Raw genomic sequence first — 16,334 nt, 5'->3', positions numbered from 1 at the left:
TCGGCGGCGAAACAAACTGAGTTTGAAGAACGCGGGCCCTGGGCTCGCGTTTTTCGTTGCTGCTGCGCCTCGACGATCGAAGCAGATCGTCTGCGCCGGAAACGACGGGCACAAAAAAGGCCCGGTACATATCCGGGCCCGAGATCAGTCCGCTAGTACCGGCTTGGTCGCTACCGTGGCAGCACCGAGTGGATCACCGATTTAGCGGTGAACAGCACGTCCTCCGCGACGCTCGGCTTGCGGACAACATGGCCGTCACCGGACGCATCCGCGCGGGAGCCAGGAATATCAGCCGGCGGCGTCGGCGGGCTCTGGTCGCTATCGCTCAGCTCGGTCGAGCCGGCAGGACGACCGTTCGCCGGCATCGAGACAGTCGTCGCCGGCGGATCGGCATAGGGCGCAATCGAGACGGCAGCCGGCGCAACGTTCACAGCCGGCGGCAGCACCGGCGCGACGACGCGCGCCGCCTCCTGAAAGTGCGGAGTCTCCTGGGCAAGCGGCGGCTCGGATCCCTTGAGCACCTCTGGCGCACGGCTGGCCGTTTCGCGGGCGCGCGAGGACACCTCGCCCGGTGCAGATGCGCGCAGCCTTTCGACAGCCTGACGCAGGACCTCGTTGGGGTCGCGGGCAGCCTCGTTTCGCTCCTCCTGCGCCTTGACCGATTCCGGCGCGGCGGAGGCCGTGCTCACCGCGGCCTTGGCCGAGGCCTTCTCGTGCGCGGTGAGCTGATGTTGTCGGCCGACCGGACGCTCCGAAGACTTCTCGGCCGAAGACTTCTCGGCGGAGATCTTCTCGGCGCCGAGCTTGGCCTTGAGCGGTTCGCTCTTGGCAGGCTCGGAAGCCGTCACCGCGGCAACGGACTCGGCCGGCTTGACGGCCGCCTTGGCTGAATCGAACGGCTGAGCCGCGGGGGCGGCCGGCGGCGGCGCGTCGGGTCTCGTGACGATGTACTGATTGACCACATAGGCGCCGATCACGGTGGCGACCACCGACGGCAGAATCTGCCCGAGCAGTTTTTCGGTGATGAATTTCAGCATGGCCGGCCTCTTCCTCGCAAAGGGTGATGCTGGAAGTTTGAGGCTGATTGAGGGATCAACTGCGACCGATCGGTGGCATCCAGAACGAAGCGTTCCGAACGCCACCGGACAGGTCGCCGGCGAAGCTGGAGCCTGTGGCTTAACGAGGGGTTAAGCTTTCAATTCGATCTCGAGAAACACAATCTCTGCTGTGGATTCGTTGCGGACGTCGTGCTCGACGCCGGCCTTCCGGGCATACGACCGTCCCGCCTTGATCTGCGCAAGCGAGCGCGAACCGTCGGGTGCCACGATGGTCATCTCGCCGTCGGCCATCGGCACCACCACGTAGTCCATGCCGTGGGTGTGATGGCCGGTCGCCGCCCCCGGAGGCAGCCGCCACTCGGTGACTCGCACTTCGGCGTTGTCGATCTGAACTTCGGATTTTGCCGCAACAGTCATGTCGTTCCTTTTCCGGGCGGGAGCAACTGCCAACCGAGACAGCGATACCATCTATCGCCCCGCCCGACACCCGATGATCCGACGCTGGGGCCATGCGCGCAATCAGCGCAGAGATGCTCCGGCGGTATCGCCAGATGGCCGGCGAACGGTATAGTCGGCGGGCACCCTCAGGGTGAAAGCACCAAGGAGCACACGGGAAACGCCATGTTTTCACACATCATGATCGGCACCAACAACCTCGAAGCGGCGAAAGAATTCTACGACAAGCTGCTCGGCACCCTCGGCGTTCCGCCGGCGGTGGTCGATCGTCATCGGATTTTTTACCGGACCAAGACCGGCACCTTCGCGGTCAGCAAGCCGATCAACGGCGAGCCCGCGACCGCCGCCAATGGCGGCACCATCGGCTTCGTGGCGAAATCCCAGGAAGAGGCCGACGCCTGGCACGCCACCGGCGTCGCCAACGGCGCGACGAGCTGCGAGGACCCGCCCGGCGTGCGCGCGATGGGCGATATGAAGCTGTACCTTGCTTACCTGCGCGATCCCGACGGCAACAAGCTCTGCGTAATGCACCGGATGTGAGGCCTGAACAGCAACTCCACCATCATTGCGAGGAGCGAAGCGACGAAGCAATCCAACTCCCTGCACTGGACTGGATTGCTTCGCTTCGCTCGCAATGACGGCGTGAGCGCATCGCCTCCCCAAACAAAAAACGCCCGGCCTTTCGGCTGGGCGTTTCGTTTTGGGCAGGGCGCCGGCGCTTAGTGCGCCATCGCCTTGACGATGTTCTCGGTCATCTTCTTGGCGTCGCCGAGCAGCATCATGGTGTTGTCGCGATAGAACAGCGGGTTGTCGATGCCGGCGTAACCGGAGGCGAGCGACCGCTTGATGAACATCACGGTGCCGGCCTTCCAAACCTGCAGCACCGGCATGCCGTAGATCGGCGAGGACGGATCCTCTTCGGCCGCCGGGTTGGTGACGTCGTTGGCGCCGATCACGAACGCGACGTCGGCCTGCGCGAACTCCGAATTGATGTCCTCGAGTTCGAACACCTCGTCGTAGGGCACGTTGGCTTCGGCGAGCAGCACGTTCATGTGGCCCGGCATACGGCCGGCGACCGGATGAATCGCGTACTTCACCTCGACGCCTTCCTTCTTCAGCGTATCGGCCATTTCACGCAGCGCGTGCTGGGCCTGCGCCACCGCCATGCCGTAGCCCGGCACGATGATGACCTTGGAGGCGTTCTTCATGATGAAGGCCGCGTCGTCCGCCGAGCCGAGCTTGGCCGGGCGCTGTTCGCCGCCGCCACCGCCGGCCGCAGCGGTTTCACCGCCGAAGCCGCCGAGGATCACCGAGATGAACGAGCGGTTCATGCCCTTGCACATGATGTAGGACAGGATCGCACCCGAGGAGCCGACCAGCGCGCCGGTGATGATCAGCGCCGAGTTGCCGAGCGTGAAGCCGATGCCGGCCGCGGCCCACCCCGAATAGGAGTTGAGCATCGAGATCACCACCGGCATGTCGGCGCCGCCGATCGGGACGATGATCAGAATGCCGAGCAGCAGCGCGACGCCGGTGATCACCCAGAAGGCGACCTCGCTCTGCGTGATCACCATGTAGATGATCGCCGCGAACATGATGACACCGAGCGCGATGTTCACCACGTGCCGAGCCGGCAACAGGATCGGCGCGCCGCTCATGCGGCCCGACAGCTTGAGGAACGCGATCACCGAACCGGTGAAGGTCAGCGCGCCGATGGCGACGCCGAGCGACATTTCAACGAGGCTCTGGGCGTGGATGTTGCCCGGCTCGCCGATGTCGAACGCACCCGGCGCATAGAACGCACCGGCCGCGACCAGCACCGCGGCCATGCCGACCAGCGAGTGGAAGGCGGCGACCAGTTCGGGCATCGAGGTCATCGGCACCTTCTTGGCGATCACCGCGCCGATGCCGCCGCCGATGGCGATACCGGCGATCACCAGCACCCAGCCGAGCAGGTCGGCCGGCGGGTGACCGGCGAGCGTCGTGACGATCGCGATCGCCATGCCGCTCATGCCCATCAGGTTGCCCTGACGGCTGGTGGCAGGCGACGACAGACCGCGCAGCGCCAGAATGAACAGGACGCCTGCGATCAGATACAGAAATGCGGAAAGATTGGCGCTCATCGACGGCCCCTAATCACTTCTGCTTCTTCTTGTACATCGCCAGCATGCGCTGGGTGACAAGGAAGCCGCCGAAGATGTTGATACATGCGAAGATCAGCGCGACGAAGCCGAAGCCGCGCGCCCACAGCGGACCGTTGTCGTTGCCGACCAGCGACACACCGACGGCGAGCAGCGCACCGACCACGATCACCGAGGAGATCGCGTTGGTCACCGACATCAGCGGCGTGTGCAGCGCAGGCGTCACCGACCACACCACGAAATAGCCGACGAACACGGCAAGGACGAAAATCGACAGCCGAAACACGAACGGATCGACCGCTTGAACCATATGCTCCATAGCAACTCTCCTTAAGCGGTCGCGCTCACGCCGACTTGGGCTGGAAGTTCGGGTGAACGACGGCGCCGTCGCGGGTCAGCGCGGTGGCCTTCACCAGTTCGTCGTCCCAGTTCACCGCCAGAGCCTTCTCCTTGTTGACCATGGTCTCGAAGAAGCTCAGCAGATTGCGCGCATAGAGGGCCGAGGCCGACGCAGCGACACGGCCGGCGACGTTGGTGTAGCCGACGATCTTGACGCCATCGATCTCGACGACCTGACCCGGCTGCGCGCCTTCGACGTTGCCGCCGCGTTCGACCGCAAGGTCGACCAGCACCGAGCCGGGCTTCATCGACTTCACCATCTCGGCGGTGACGAGGCGCGGCGCGGGCCGGCCCGGAATCAGCGCCGTGGTGATGACGATGTCCTGCTTCTTGATGTGCTCGGCGGTGAGCGCGGCCTGCTTGGCCTGATACTCTTTGGACATTTCCTTGGCGTAACCGCCGGCGGTCTGGGCGTTCTTGAACTCCTCGTCCTCGACGGCGAGGAATTTGGCGCCCAAGCTCTCGACCTGCTCCTTGGTGGCGGGACGCACGTCGGTCGCGGTGACGATGGCGCCGAGACGGCGCGCGGTGGCGATCGCCTGCAGACCGGCAACGCCGACACCCATGATGAACACCTTGGCGGCAGGCACGGTACCGGCCGCGGTCATCATCATCGGAAAAACGCGGCCGAAGGTTTCGGCGCCGTCGATCACGGCTCGATAGCCCGCGAGGTTGGCCTGGCTCGACAGCACGTCCATCACCTGGGCGCGGGTGATGCGCGGCATCAGCTCCATCGCGAAGGCGGCAATGCCGGCATCGGCTATGCTCTTCAACGCGGCGTCGTTGCCGTAGGGGTCCATGATCGCCAGCACCAGCGCACCGCGCTTATAGCTGGCAAGTTCGGACGCCTCCGGACGCTTCACTTTGAAGACGACATCGGCGTCCTTCAGAGCGTCGGCGGACACTGTGGCCCCGGCGGCGGTGAAATCGGAATCCGGCAGGCCGGACTTGAGGCCCGCGCCCGGCTCGACCGCGACTTCGGCGCCGAGAGCTTTCAGCTTCTTGACCGTGTCGGGCGTCGCCGCGACGCGCGGCTCGGCGGGATCTTGTTCTTTGGCAACAGCAATCTTCATGGAGCCTCCGGCGGCGCGAAGCACGCGCGTGAGCGAGCGAGATATGCGCGCATCCCGCAAAAGTGGGACCGGTTTTGCGACCGGGATGCGCGCTTACTTGTTTGTTTGGAGAACGTCCGGGGGCAAACCGGACTCCACTTTGCCTGGGCGTTCTCCGAGAGAGCGCCGCGTGTAACGGCGCACTCCAGGACAGATCAAGTCAGGAAAATGCCCATCAGCGAGACGAGCACGATCACGGCGACGGTGCCGTACTTCACCAGCTTGATGAACCCTTCATAGGTCTGCTCATGCGCGGCGTAGTCGTTGCCATCGGCAGTCGTGTAGGCATACTCGTGGTGCTCTGCCATTCGTCTCTCCGACATCTTCGATAAGAGGGGGATGCAATTAGCGCAATCTTATTGCGAGAGCAACGGCACTGCAGCAATTGTCAGCCTAGCCAGTTTGGGTTCGTTCGAAAGTCTAGGCCGCCGTCACCGATCGCCCGCGCAGTGTGATCGCAACAAACGATTAGAACAAGCTCTTACGAAGCGATCGCAACAAGTGGATGATTATTCCGCGCTGCGGAGCAGCCGCGCTTTCTCGGGAAGATGGATTGAGTTTCGGGGTGACCGCGCGATCGTCGGACCGCACCTCAGGCAGGCCAATTGTCCCGGATCCAGCGCGTCAAGCTGGCCTCGCTGACTTCGCCGGCGGCGAGGGCAAGAATGATCTCCGTTGCTTCGCCGGGTAGCGGCGCAAATTTGATCTCGTTGATCCGAAGAAAAGCGATCATGGCCAAAAACGCGATCCGCTTGTTTCCATCGACGAACGGATGATTACGCGCGAGGCCGAACGCATAGGCGGCGGCAAGCGCCGCCATATCGGTTTCGCCATAGTGCCATTGGTTGACCGGCCGCATCAGCGCCGACTCGAGCATCCCTCGATCCCGGATTCCCTCCGGGCCGCCAAAAATCGCGAGCTGCTCGGCATGCATGTCGATGACTTCGTCAACATCGAGCCAGACCGGTTCAACCGGCTCGGTCATTTGGCGAGCGCCGCAAGCGTATCGCGATATTCGCGCATGACATCGCGGGCGATCTTCATCGTTCGGGCATGCTTCGGATTGTATGGCGTCAATCTCAAGCTGCCATCCGGCTGCTCGACCGGGTAGAACTTGTCGCCCTCTTTCAGATTGAGGCGCGCAAGGAGTTCTTTCGGCAGGATGACCCCGACCGAGTTGCCGATCTTCCGGATCTGAAGGGCAGTCGCTTCGATTTCGAGATCGCGGGTCTGTTCGTTCATCTGCTGATCCTCTGTTATACAAACGTTTAACAGAGGATCAGGTTACGTTCAACAAACGTTTTACGACGCTCTGTGCGCCCTACCCCATCGCCTCCAGCTCGTCGATCATCCCGGCGATCACCGACAGGCCGCCGTCCCAGAAGCTGGGGTCCTTGGCGTCGAGGCCGAAGGGCGCGAGCAGCTCCGAATAATGCTTGGTGCCACCGGCCGCCAGCATCGCCAAATAGCGCTCGGCGAAGCCTTCCTGGGCGTGCTCGTAGACCGCATACAGCGAGTTCACCAGGCAATCGCCGAACGCGTAGGCGTAGACGTAGAACGGCGAATGGATGAAGTGCGGGATGTACATCCAGAAGCTCTCGTAGCCCGGCTTGATCTCGATCGCCGGGCCGAGGCTCTCGCCCTGCACCGACAGCCAGATTTCGCCGATCCGCTGCGCGGTGAGCTCGCCGCTGCGCCGCTCGGTGTGGATCGCGCGCTCGAACGAATAGAACGCGATCTGCCGGACCACCGTGTTGATCATGTCCTCGACCTTGCCGGCAAGCAACGCCTGACGCTGCTTGCGGTCCTTGGTCTGCGCCAGCAGCCGCCGGAAGGTGAGCATTTCGCCGAACACGCTTGCGGTCTCCGCCAGCGTCAGCGGCGTCGGCGCCATCAGCGCGCCGTTCTTGGCGGCGAGCACCTGGTGCACGCCGTGGCCGAGTTCATGGGCGAGCGTCATCACGTCGCGCGGCTTGCCCTGATAATTCATCAGCACGTAGGGGTGCGCCGACGGCGTAGTCGGGTGAGAGAACGCGCCCGGCGCCTTGCCCGGCCGCACCGGCGCATCGATCCAGCGGTCGGTGAAGAACCGCTCGGCGATCTGCGCCATCTCCGGCGAGAACGCCTTGTAGGCGGTCAGCACCATGTTGCGCGCGTCCGACCAGCCGATCGTGCCGGTCGCGGCGAACGGCAGCGGCGCGTTGCGGTCCCAATACGGCAGCTTCTTCTTTTTGAACCAGCCGGCCTTGAGCTTGTAATAGCGATGCGACAGCTTCGGGTAAGCGCCGCGCACCGAGGCGACCAGGGCATCGACCACTTCGCGCTCGACCCGGTTGGCGAGGTGGCGGCTGTCGGCGACATCCTCGAAGCCGCGCCAACGGTCGGAAATTTCCTTGTCCTTGGCCAGCGTATTGGTGATCAGCGCAAACGTGCGCTCGTTGGCCTTGAAGGTCTTGGCCAGCGCTTCGGCCGCCGCCTTGCGTTTGGCAGGCGCGCGATCCTGCATCAGATTGAGCGTCGGCTCGATCGCCAGCTCCTTAGCCCCGACCTTGAAGCGCAGCGACGAGATGGTCTGGTCGAACAGCCGGTTGAAAGCGCCGTAGCCGGTCTGCGACTTCTCGTGAAACAGCTGCTCGATGCGATCCTCGAGCTGATACGGCTTGTCCTTGCGCAGATCCTCGATCCACGGCCGGTAGTGGCCGAGCTCCGGCGTCTGCATCGCCGCCTCGAGCACCGCATCGTCGACGCGGTTGAGTTCGAGGGTGAAGAACAACAGATGCACCGAGGCAGCCGTCAGCCGCTCGGAGACGTCGCCGTAGAATTTCGACTTCACCGGATCAACGCTATCGCCGGCGTGCACCAAGCCCGCATAAGAGCCTAGCCGGCCGGCGAGATCCTCGATCGCCTCGTAGCGCTTCACCGCGCCGGCAAGCCACAGCGCGCCGCCGTCCTTCGCGGTCTCCTCGGCAAGCCGGCCTTTGAAGTCGGCTTCGAACGACGCGCATTCGGCATCGAGCCGATCGAGATCGGCGGCCACCTCCGGCGAGTCGATCGCCGGATACAGATCCGTCAGATTCCACTCCGGCAGCTTTGCCGGCTTGGCCACCACCTTGCGGCCCGCGGCCACAGGTTTGGCAGCTTTCGCCTTGCTCGGCGCGGTCTTGCGCGGTGCAGGTTTGGCGGGAGTGGACTTGCGGGAAGAGGTCTTCGCGGTTCGGGAGGTCGCAGATTTCGCCATGGTGCTTTCAGATCGCGTGCGATTTGCCTTGCGAAACGCTACTAGCTCCGTCACCAGCTCCGCAAGTCACAGTTTCCTTCACGGGAACTGCCCTGCGACAAGGCAGCGCGCCTCGCCAAGGCCTCTGCCGCCTTGATCGAGCACGGCGGCAGGATTACGACACCGCTGCAAAGCGTTCGTTCCCCAACATTCGGCTCCGACTGCGCGGCAATTGACCATCGCGCGGTCTGGTGATGGTATCGGTGCAACTCACGCAATCTGGCGCAGTTTTATAGACTGCGCAGCATGCCACCACGTCCTGGACCGGGCCCCTCTGGCAGTTCATCCGAACTGTGATGTCGGACTGGACGCTCACGGAGCGCCCGATGACCGACTTTCTCGCGATCTTCACTCCCGAAGGCCTCGCCGCATTCGCCCAGGTCGTGATGATCGACTTGGTGCTCGCCGGCGACAACGCCGTCGTGATCGGCCTCGCCGCCGCCGGCCTCCCCAAAAAGCAGCGCGGCAAAGCGATCCTGATCGGCATCCTGGTCGCCACCGCACTGCGGATCGCCTTCGCCAGCGTCACCGTGCAGCTCCTGCAGATCATCGGCCTGCTGCTCGCCGGCGGCGTGCTGCTGCTGTGGGTGTGCTGGAAAATGTGGCGCGAACTGCGCAATCCGCCGGAAGACGTCGATGCGCTCGATGGCGAAGGCGGCGCGGCAAGCGGCGCACCGACCAAGACCATGGCGCAGGCGGTGTGGCAGATCACGCTGGCCGACGTCTCGATGTCGCTCGACAACGTCCTGGCGGTGGCCGGCGCGGCGCGCGAGCATCCGGTGATTCTGGTGTTCGGCCTCGGCCTGTCGATCGCGCTGATGGGCCTCGCCGCCAGCTTCATCGCGCGGCTGCTGCACAAGCACCGCTGGATCGCCTATATCGGCCTCGCCATCATTCTCTATGTCGCATTCGACATGATCTATCGCGGCGTGCTCGAGATCTGGCCGCATGCCTTCGGATAACGGCGGATAACCGGCGACATTTTCACCAAGCGTTAACGCATTCGTCGCAATCCTGCACCAATTCGGGACACTTCGGGTTGGGGCAGTAGCGAGTAATGGTTGAGCGTATTCTGATCGCCGACGACGATGCAGTACAGCGTCGGCTGGTCGAGAACATGGTGCAGAAGTGCGGCTACGAGGCGATTTCAGTCGATAGCGGCGATGCCGCGGTGGAGGCCCTGACCGCGCCCGACGCGCCGGCGATCGATGCCGTGGTGCTCGACCTGGTGATGCCCGGCCTCGATGGTCTCGGCGTGCTGTCGAAGATTCGCGCGAGCGGCCTCGACGTGCCGGTGATCGTGCAGACCGCGCATGGCGGCATCGACAATGTGGTGTCGGCGATGCGCGCCGGCGCGCACGACTTCGTCGTCAAGCCGGTCGGCATCGAGCGACTTCAGGTGTCATTGCGCAACGCGCTGAACGCCAGCGCGATGAAGGGCGAGCTGCAGCGCATCCGTCATGCTCGCGAAGGCCGGCTGACGTTTTCCGACATCATCACCCGCAGCGAGGCGATGGCCCCGGTGTTGCGCGCGGCCGAGAAGGCCGCGGGATCGACGATCCCGGTGCTGATCGAAGGCGAATCCGGCGTCGGCAAGGAGCTGTTCGCGCGCGCCATTCACGGCTCCAGCGACCGTCGCACCAAGCCGTTCGTCGCGGTGAACTGCGGCGCGATCCCCGACAATCTCGTCGAGTCGATTCTGTTCGGCCACGAGAAGGGCGCGTTCACCGGCGCCACCGAGCGCCACGACGGCAAGTTCGTCGAGGCCTCCGGCGGCACGCTGTTTCTCGACGAAGTCAGCGAGCTGCCATTGACGGCGCAGGTCAAACTGCTGCGCGCACTGCAGGAAGGCGCGGTCGAAGCGGTCGGCGCACGACGGCCGGTGAAGGTCGATGTCCGGATCATCTCGGCCACCAACCGCCGATTGCTCGACCGGGTGAAGGCCGGCCAATTCCGCGAAGACCTCTTCTACCGGCTGCATGTGCTGCCGCTGACGGTGCCGCCGCTGCGCACCCGGCGCGAGGATATTCCGCCGCTGCTGCGGCACTTCCTGATGCGGTTCTGCGCCGAAGAAAACCGCAGCATCGGCGGCATCACCGGCGACGCGATGGCGCGGCTGGCGCAGCTCGACTGGCCGGGCAATATTCGCCAGCTCGAAAACGCCGTGTATCGCGCGGTGGTGATGAGCGACGGCGACCAGCTCGGCCTCGCCGACTTCCCGCTGGCGATCGCACCGTCGGTCGTGCCGGCCGAAGACATGGCCGGCGAGCCGTTGGTGATCGAGCGCAGCGAGCCGCAATTTGTCGCCGCGAGCGAAGTCCCGATTGCGCCGCTGCGGACGGTGGGCAATCTGTCGATGCTGACGGCGGACGACGAAGTGCGGCCGCTCGACGAGATGGAGCGCGAGATCATTCGGTTCGCGATCTCGCATTATCGGGGCCAGATGTCCGAAGTGGCGCGGCGGCTGAAGATCGGCCGCTCGACGCTGTATCGCAAGCTCGACGAGATCGAAGCCGACCGCGCCGCCCAGGCCGAGGCGCGATAACGAACTTCGCTCGGGCCCGCGCACGATGCGGGGGCCGCGGAGCAAATATGGCTGCCGAACGGCGGCTCGCGGAACCGCTGATTCGCGGAACCTGTCGGACCGTGGCGCGGGAGTGACAGACAACCGAGGCGGCTCGTGCCACAAGCCCAAGCTGCCCCAGTGACCGGAGCGTTTTGGGGTCAGTTTGTCGTGAGTCTGCCCGGCCGATGCTGGCCGCTCGAACCGGGCCTGTGTATCCTCCGACTGAAGCGATGGGTCGGCCTTGCGCCGGTCCACGGGCGGAGGCCTGACGCGAGGCCGAACTGCAAGTCACGAACTGCCGGACGGGCAGCTTTCCCAAGGGGTAGACGAATGCGAGATCTCTCGACTGGACGCCGTGGTTTTGAGGGCGTGCTGATGGCCGTCGCGGCGACCTTCCTCACCGTGTCCGCGACCTCGGCCCTGGCGCAGTCGCCGACGCGGTCTCCGGCAGATCTCGCGATCGACGCCGCCGTGCCGGTTCCGAGCCCCGTCGACCTGCCGCCGCCCTCGATCGGTGACTTCAAGCTCGATCCCCCGGCCAAGCCCGCAACCACCGAGTCGTCCAACGACGCTGCCGCGCCCGCTGCAGCCGCCGACGACAAGTCGAACGCGACCGCCGCCGCTCCTTCCGCTGCCGGTCCGAGCAAGGACACCGCCGCAACCACGCCGGCTGCCGACGCCCCGAAGGCCGAAGCGCCGGCTGCGACCGCTGCCGCCCCGGCGGCCGAGCCCGCCAAGCCGACGACCGAACAGGCGACCTCTCCGAAGCCGACCGAACCGCAGCAGCCGGTGAGCAAGGTCGCGACGGCCGATCAGCCGGTGGCCGATCAGCTTCGCGATCTGATCGCCAAGAGCGCGAACCGCTATTTCGAGCGCAAGGCCGAGCGTAGCGCCGTCGAGAAGTTCTACGAGGCCCGCGACTACGCGCCGGTCTGGACCAACGCCGGCGCACTGACCGCCCCGGCCAAGGGCGTAATCGCGCGGCTGAAGGACGCCGCTGCCGACGGCCTCGATCCCGACGACTATCCGGTGCCGAACTTCACGGCCGCGACCTCGCCCGAGACGCTCGCCGAGGCCGAGCTGCGGCTGACCGAGAGCATGATGGATTATGCGCGCCAGGCCCAAAGCGGGCGTATGCACTGGTCGCAGGTGTCGGGCGACATCCAGTATCCCGAGCATCCGATCGATCCGTCTCAGGTGCTGGCCAAGGTCACAACCGCGTCGGACGCCTCGGCGGCGCTCGACAGCTACAACCCGCCGCACAAGCTGTACCAGGAGCTGAAGAAGAAGCTTGCCGAACTGCGCGGCGAAGGCGACCGGCCGGTGGTCAAGATCGCGGAGGGCGCCACGCTGCGCTACGTGCCGGCCCAGAAGCGCCGCGCCGAGGCGACGATGGACGATCCGCGCGTGCCGCAGCTGCGCGCCCGGCTCGGCGTCACTGAGAACGCCGACAGCACCACCTACGACGCCGCCGTCGCGGAGGCGGTGCGCAAATTCCAGCACAGCGCCGGCCTGAATGCCGACGGCATCCTCGGCGACCGCACCGTGCAGGCGATGAATACGCCGAAGCGCGACCGCAGCATCGACACCATCATCGTCAACATGGAGCGCTGGCGCTGGCTGCCGCGCGATCTCGGCGCGCCGGCGCTCGGCGACGCCTATGTGATCCTCAACATTCCGGACTACACGCTGAAGGTGATGCAGCACGGCGCCGAAGTGTGGTCGACCCGGGTCGTCACCGGCAAGCCGGGCAAGCACGCCACCCCGCTGCTGACGGAGACGATGAAGTACATTACCGTCAATCCGACCTGGAACGTGCCGCCGTCGATCATCTACAACGAATATCTGCCGGCGCTGCAGCAGGATCCGACGGTGCTCGACCGGATGGGCCTGAAGCTGTCGCGCAACCGCGACGGTTCGATCCACATTTCGCAGCCGCCGGGCGAAGCCAATGCGCTCGGCCGCATCCGCTTCAATTTCCCGAACAAGTTCCTGGTGTATCAGCACGACACCCCGGACAAGAACCTGTTCGCGAAGACCGAGCGCGCCTACAGCCACGGCTGCATGCGGGTGCAGAATCCGGATCAGTATGCCGCGACGCTGCTCAACATCACGATGCCGGAGAAGAACTACACCCCGGCGAAGATCCGCTCGATGTACGGCCGTAACGAGGTCAACCTCAACTTCCCGACCCCGATCCCGGTCAACATCACTTACCAGACCGCGTTCGTCGACGATTCCGGCAAGCTGCAGCTCCGCAAGGACATCTACGGCCGCGATGCGACGATGCTGGCGCTTTTGAAGAACGACAAAGGCAAGAACCTGGAAGCGGTGGTGGCGCACGCCCAGCCGAACTACACCCGCCCGACCCGGCTGCCCGACGGCGTGAGCGTCGCCGGAGACTACACCGGCTCCTCGGGGGCCTCCTCCAACCCGTTCTCGTTCTTCGAGAATCTGTTCGGAGGACCGCAGCCGCGGCCGCAGCAGCCGGCTGCGCGCAATCAGCGCCGGGTCTACACCCGCTGAGCAGCTTTCGCGTCTTTCGGGCGCGCAAAGTTAGTGAACGATTTCAAGGGCTCGCCGCGAGGCGGGCCCTTTGTCGTTAACTTAGATTAACCATCCTCCATCTAGATTGCGGCACCGGGCTCGATTTCGCCATAGTCAGAGGGTTAGGGTTGACGATCGACTTGGGGTCACGGGCGCCGTTTCCGGATCGCTAACTTCGGTGAACGGCGCGTTTACCCTGCCACGCAAGCTTGGGGTTCGCGGGCAAGGGTTTGTTGGTCGACCATTGGTGGGGCTGTTTTCGTGCTGGCTGCTTTTGCGCGCCGTCTGAAATCACTGTCGATGCCCAGAGCCGGTTACGGCGCCGTCTTGACGACGGCACTGCTGCTGGCGGGTGCCGGTTCGGTCCATGACGCCTCCGCGGTCGGCGATACCCGGACGCTGTCGTTCCACCACACCCATTCGGGCGAAAGCCTCACCGTCACTTTCAAGCGCAGCGGCCGCTACGACGAAGACGCGCTGAAGCAGCTCAACCATTTCATGCGCGACTGGCGGTCGCAGGACCAGACGGTGATGGACCGCCGGTTGTTCGACATTCTCTGGGAAGTCTACCGGGACGTCGACGCCAAGCAGCCGATCCAGATCATATCCGCCTACCGCTCCCCCTCCACCAATGCCATGCTTCGCCGTCGCTCTTCGGGCGTAGCGCGCCACAGCCAGCACACGCTGGGACATGCGATGGACTTCTTCATTCCCGGCGTGGCGCTGGAGAAGATCCGTTTCGCCGGCCTCCGGCTGCAGCGCGGCGGTGTCGGCTTCTATCCCACCTCGGGCTCGCCGTTCGTCCATCTCGATACCGGCGGTATCCGGCACTGGCCGCGGATGACCGCAGACCAGCTCGCCCGCGTGTTCCCGGACGGCCGCACCGTGCACATCCCGTCCAATGGCAAGCCACTTCGCGGTTACGAGCTGGCGATGGCGGATATCGAGAACCGCCGCGACGGCAGCAGCGCGGCGCCGGCCAAGACCAATTTCCTGACGGCGCTGTTCGGCGGCAAGTCGCGCGACGACGAGGACGAACAGGGCACCGCTGCAGCCCCATCCGGCGCCAAGCCGATGGCTGACATCAAGGTCGCTGCGGCCGACGCCGTGGCGGCGGCTGCCGGCGTCAAGACCGCCGATGCCGCAAGCAGCGATCCGGTGCCGATGCCGCGCGCCAAGCCGGCCGCCGCGATCCAGCTCGCCTCCGCCGGAGACGTGGTGCTGCCGGCGCCTCGCCCGGCCAAGGCCACCCAGGCGGAAGCCAAATCCGCCGAGCCGAAGCTGCAGACTCCGGCCGATATCATCAACGCCCGCGGCTTCTGGGACGATTTCCCGCTGGCCTCCGAACAGGCGAAGCGACCTCAGGTCGCCGCGATCAGCGCGCGCGAGGCCCTGGCCGCCGCCGACAAGTCGGACGAGGCGATGAATGCGCTCGCCTATGCTCCGTCCCCCCAGGACAACAGCTCGCAGCACGAACGAAGCCGGCACCCGCGGGTCGTCACCGCCAGTGCGCCGATCCCGCGCGGCTTCCGCCCGCATGCGCAACGCCATGCTGCAGTGTCGGACAAGATCGACACCGTGATCGGCAAGTCCGAACAGGGTAAGACGGTGGTGGCTAATTCAGCGCGGCTCGCCGCCGCCGGCAGCCGGGACAACGACGTCTGGATCCGCGCGATGATCCTGATGCCGCGGGCGATCCGCACCGCCGCAACGGTGATCGGCGACACCGACATGACGCTGCTGACCGGCTATTTCGTCAAACCGGACGCCACGCTGGCGATGGGCTTTGCCGACGATCCGCAGCCGGGCCTGTATGCAGACGCTTTCAGCGGCACGGCCGTCGCAACGCTGACGACGACGACGTTCCCGGGCGCAGCATCGCGCTGACAGCTTCGACCAGAACGTATCCATGAAAAATGCCCGGGATTGGTCCCGGGCATTTTTCATTCTGGGCAATCTGTTTGCCGGACCGGCAGAGGGATCGAGATGGTCCGGCGCAGGCTCCGGCCGAGGCCGGCCTCAGAGCATCCCGAGCGCCTGCATGTAGGTTTCCAGGATCGTCTCCTGCTCGGCGCGCTCGTTGGCGTCCTGCTTGCGCATCCGCACGATGGTGCGCAGCGCCTTGACGTCGAAGCCGTTGCCCTTGGCTTCCGCATAGACGTCGCGGATATCGTCGGAGATCGTCTTCTTCTCTTCCTCAAGACGTTCGATCCGCTCGATGATCGCCCGAAGCTGGTCTTTGGCAAAATTGGTCGCGGGATCGTCCTGGACGGCGGCAGCGGAGGTGGCCATCGTGCACTCCTGGCAGATAATGATTGGGAAAAGCGGCGGGGCGGTGCCTCGCGCGCCGCATCTGCGCCGGACACTCTTCGCCGCGGCGCCTCCCGTCAAGGGGCATCACGCCGATCCACAGCGACCCACAGCGGAAATCGCTGGTGCCGAAATTGCGCCTTGATGCGCCGCCCGAAGGCGCCGTGTCAGTGACTGTGCGGATGCGACTTCTTGAACGCTTCGGCCTGCTCCGCTGTGGCGGCGCTCTGGTACTTCGCCTTCCACGCTTCGTAAGGCATGCCGTAAACCGCCTCGCGGCTCTCGTCCCGGCTCATCGCAACGCCTTGCGCGTCGGCGGCGTCCTTCAGCCAGTTCGACAGGCAGTTGCGACAGAACCCGGCGAGATTCATCAGATCGATGTTCTGGACGTCGGTGCGCTCCCGCAGATGCGCCACCAGACGGCGAAACGCCGCCGCTTCCAGTTCGGTCCGGGTGCTGTCGTCCATG

The 16,334-nt window shown here is 65.0% G+C and carries 16 protein-coding genes; 5 read left to right on the top strand and 11 right to left on the bottom strand.

Annotated elements, in window-relative coordinates:
* Nucleotides 1–170: 170 nt before the first annotated feature.
* On the bottom strand, nucleotides 171–1,037 hold the full coding sequence (locus DNX69_RS05040) for a hypothetical protein (protein ID WP_110784930.1): 867 nt from the start codon (nucleotides 1,035–1,037) through the stop codon (nucleotides 171–173).
* Nucleotides 1,038–1,187: 150 nt separating this feature from the next.
* Entirely contained in the window at nucleotides 1,188–1,475 is a 288-nt protein-coding gene (locus DNX69_RS05035; RefSeq protein WP_110784929.1) for a cupin domain-containing protein, read from the bottom strand.
* 204 nt (nucleotides 1,476–1,679) lie between these two features.
* Here DNX69_RS05035 and DNX69_RS05030 point away from each other — a divergent pair, with 204 nt between their 5' ends.
* On the top strand, nucleotides 1,680–2,054 hold the full coding sequence (locus DNX69_RS05030; protein ID WP_110784928.1) for a VOC family protein: 375 nt from the start codon (nucleotides 1,680–1,682) through the stop codon (nucleotides 2,052–2,054).
* A gap of 179 nt (nucleotides 2,055–2,233) precedes the next feature.
* Here DNX69_RS05030 and DNX69_RS05025 read toward each other — a convergent pair whose 3' ends face one another.
* The 7 genes from DNX69_RS05025 to DNX69_RS04995 form a co-directional block, all read right to left on the bottom strand.
* Nucleotides 2,234–3,637, bottom strand: coding sequence for an NAD(P)(+) transhydrogenase (Re/Si-specific) subunit beta (locus tag DNX69_RS05025; RefSeq protein ID WP_110784927.1), 1,404 nt, complete (start codon nucleotides 3,635–3,637; stop codon nucleotides 2,234–2,236).
* A 13-nt stretch (nucleotides 3,638–3,650) separates the two neighbouring features.
* Nucleotides 3,651–3,974 carry a proton-translocating transhydrogenase family protein gene (locus DNX69_RS05020; RefSeq protein ID WP_011159716.1) on the bottom strand — a complete coding sequence of 108 codons (324 nt, stop codon included), beginning with the start codon at nucleotides 3,972–3,974 and terminating at the stop codon, nucleotides 3,651–3,653.
* A 25-nt stretch (nucleotides 3,975–3,999) separates the two neighbouring features.
* Nucleotides 4,000–5,127: a Re/Si-specific NAD(P)(+) transhydrogenase subunit alpha gene (locus DNX69_RS05015; RefSeq protein ID WP_110784926.1), complete on the bottom strand. Its 1,128-nt coding sequence runs from the start codon at nucleotides 5,125–5,127 to the stop codon at nucleotides 4,000–4,002.
* Between the two features lie 194 nt (nucleotides 5,128–5,321).
* The gene (locus tag DNX69_RS05010) at nucleotides 5,322–5,474 is read right to left on the bottom strand and encodes an aa3-type cytochrome c oxidase subunit IV (protein ID WP_110784925.1); all 153 of its coding nucleotides are present in this window, start codon (nucleotides 5,472–5,474) and stop codon (nucleotides 5,322–5,324) included.
* Between the two features lie 284 nt (nucleotides 5,475–5,758).
* Complete coding sequence (locus DNX69_RS05005) at nucleotides 5,759–6,151, bottom strand: type II toxin-antitoxin system death-on-curing family toxin (protein ID WP_110784924.1); 393 nt, start codon at nucleotides 6,149–6,151, stop codon at nucleotides 5,759–5,761.
* Nucleotides 6,148–6,408: an AbrB/MazE/SpoVT family DNA-binding domain-containing protein gene (locus DNX69_RS05000; protein WP_110784923.1), complete on the bottom strand. Its 261-nt coding sequence runs from the start codon at nucleotides 6,406–6,408 to the stop codon at nucleotides 6,148–6,150. Before DNX69_RS05000 ends, DNX69_RS05005 begins: the two co-directional genes overlap by 4 nt.
* Before the next feature lie 79 nt (nucleotides 6,409–6,487).
* Nucleotides 6,488–8,404 carry a M3 family oligoendopeptidase gene (locus DNX69_RS04995; protein WP_110784922.1) on the bottom strand — a complete coding sequence of 639 codons (1,917 nt, stop codon included), beginning with the start codon at nucleotides 8,402–8,404 and terminating at the stop codon, nucleotides 6,488–6,490.
* 365 nt (nucleotides 8,405–8,769) lie between these two features.
* On the opposite strand from DNX69_RS04995, the gene DNX69_RS04990 reads away from it, so the two are divergent.
* From DNX69_RS04990 to DNX69_RS04975, 4 genes are all read left to right on the top strand, one after another.
* Nucleotides 8,770–9,405, top strand: a complete 636-nt coding sequence (locus tag DNX69_RS04990; protein ID WP_110784977.1) for a TerC family protein — start codon at nucleotides 8,770–8,772, stop codon at nucleotides 9,403–9,405.
* 95 nt (nucleotides 9,406–9,500) lie between these two features.
* Nucleotides 9,501–10,988, top strand: coding sequence for a sigma-54-dependent transcriptional regulator (locus tag DNX69_RS04985; protein ID WP_110784921.1), 1,488 nt, complete (start codon nucleotides 9,501–9,503; stop codon nucleotides 10,986–10,988).
* A gap of 351 nt (nucleotides 10,989–11,339) precedes the next feature.
* Complete coding sequence (locus tag DNX69_RS04980) at nucleotides 11,340–13,535, top strand: L,D-transpeptidase family protein (protein WP_110784920.1); 2,196 nt, start codon at nucleotides 11,340–11,342, stop codon at nucleotides 13,533–13,535.
* 321 nt (nucleotides 13,536–13,856) lie between these two features.
* Nucleotides 13,857–15,443, top strand: coding sequence for a DUF882 domain-containing protein (locus tag DNX69_RS04975; protein WP_110784976.1), 1,587 nt, complete (start codon nucleotides 13,857–13,859; stop codon nucleotides 15,441–15,443).
* A gap of 132 nt (nucleotides 15,444–15,575) precedes the next feature.
* Here DNX69_RS04975 and DNX69_RS04970 read toward each other — a convergent pair whose 3' ends face one another.
* Nucleotides 15,576–15,848 (bottom strand): DUF2312 domain-containing protein, encoded by a 273-nt coding sequence (locus tag DNX69_RS04970; RefSeq protein WP_013504056.1) that lies wholly within the window; start codon nucleotides 15,846–15,848, stop codon nucleotides 15,576–15,578.
* A 185-nt stretch (nucleotides 15,849–16,033) separates the two neighbouring features.
* Nucleotides 16,034–16,333, bottom strand: coding sequence for a DUF1244 domain-containing protein (locus tag DNX69_RS04965; RefSeq protein WP_110784919.1), 300 nt, complete (start codon nucleotides 16,331–16,333; stop codon nucleotides 16,034–16,036).
* Between the last annotated feature and the right edge of the window lies 1 nt (nucleotide 16,334).

This window comes from Rhodopseudomonas palustris, from assembly GCF_003226555.1.
In the GTDB taxonomy this organism is placed as follows: domain Bacteria; phylum Pseudomonadota; class Alphaproteobacteria; order Rhizobiales; family Xanthobacteraceae; genus Rhodopseudomonas; species Rhodopseudomonas palustris_I.
This window is presented reverse-complemented; position numbering and strand designations above follow the sequence as displayed.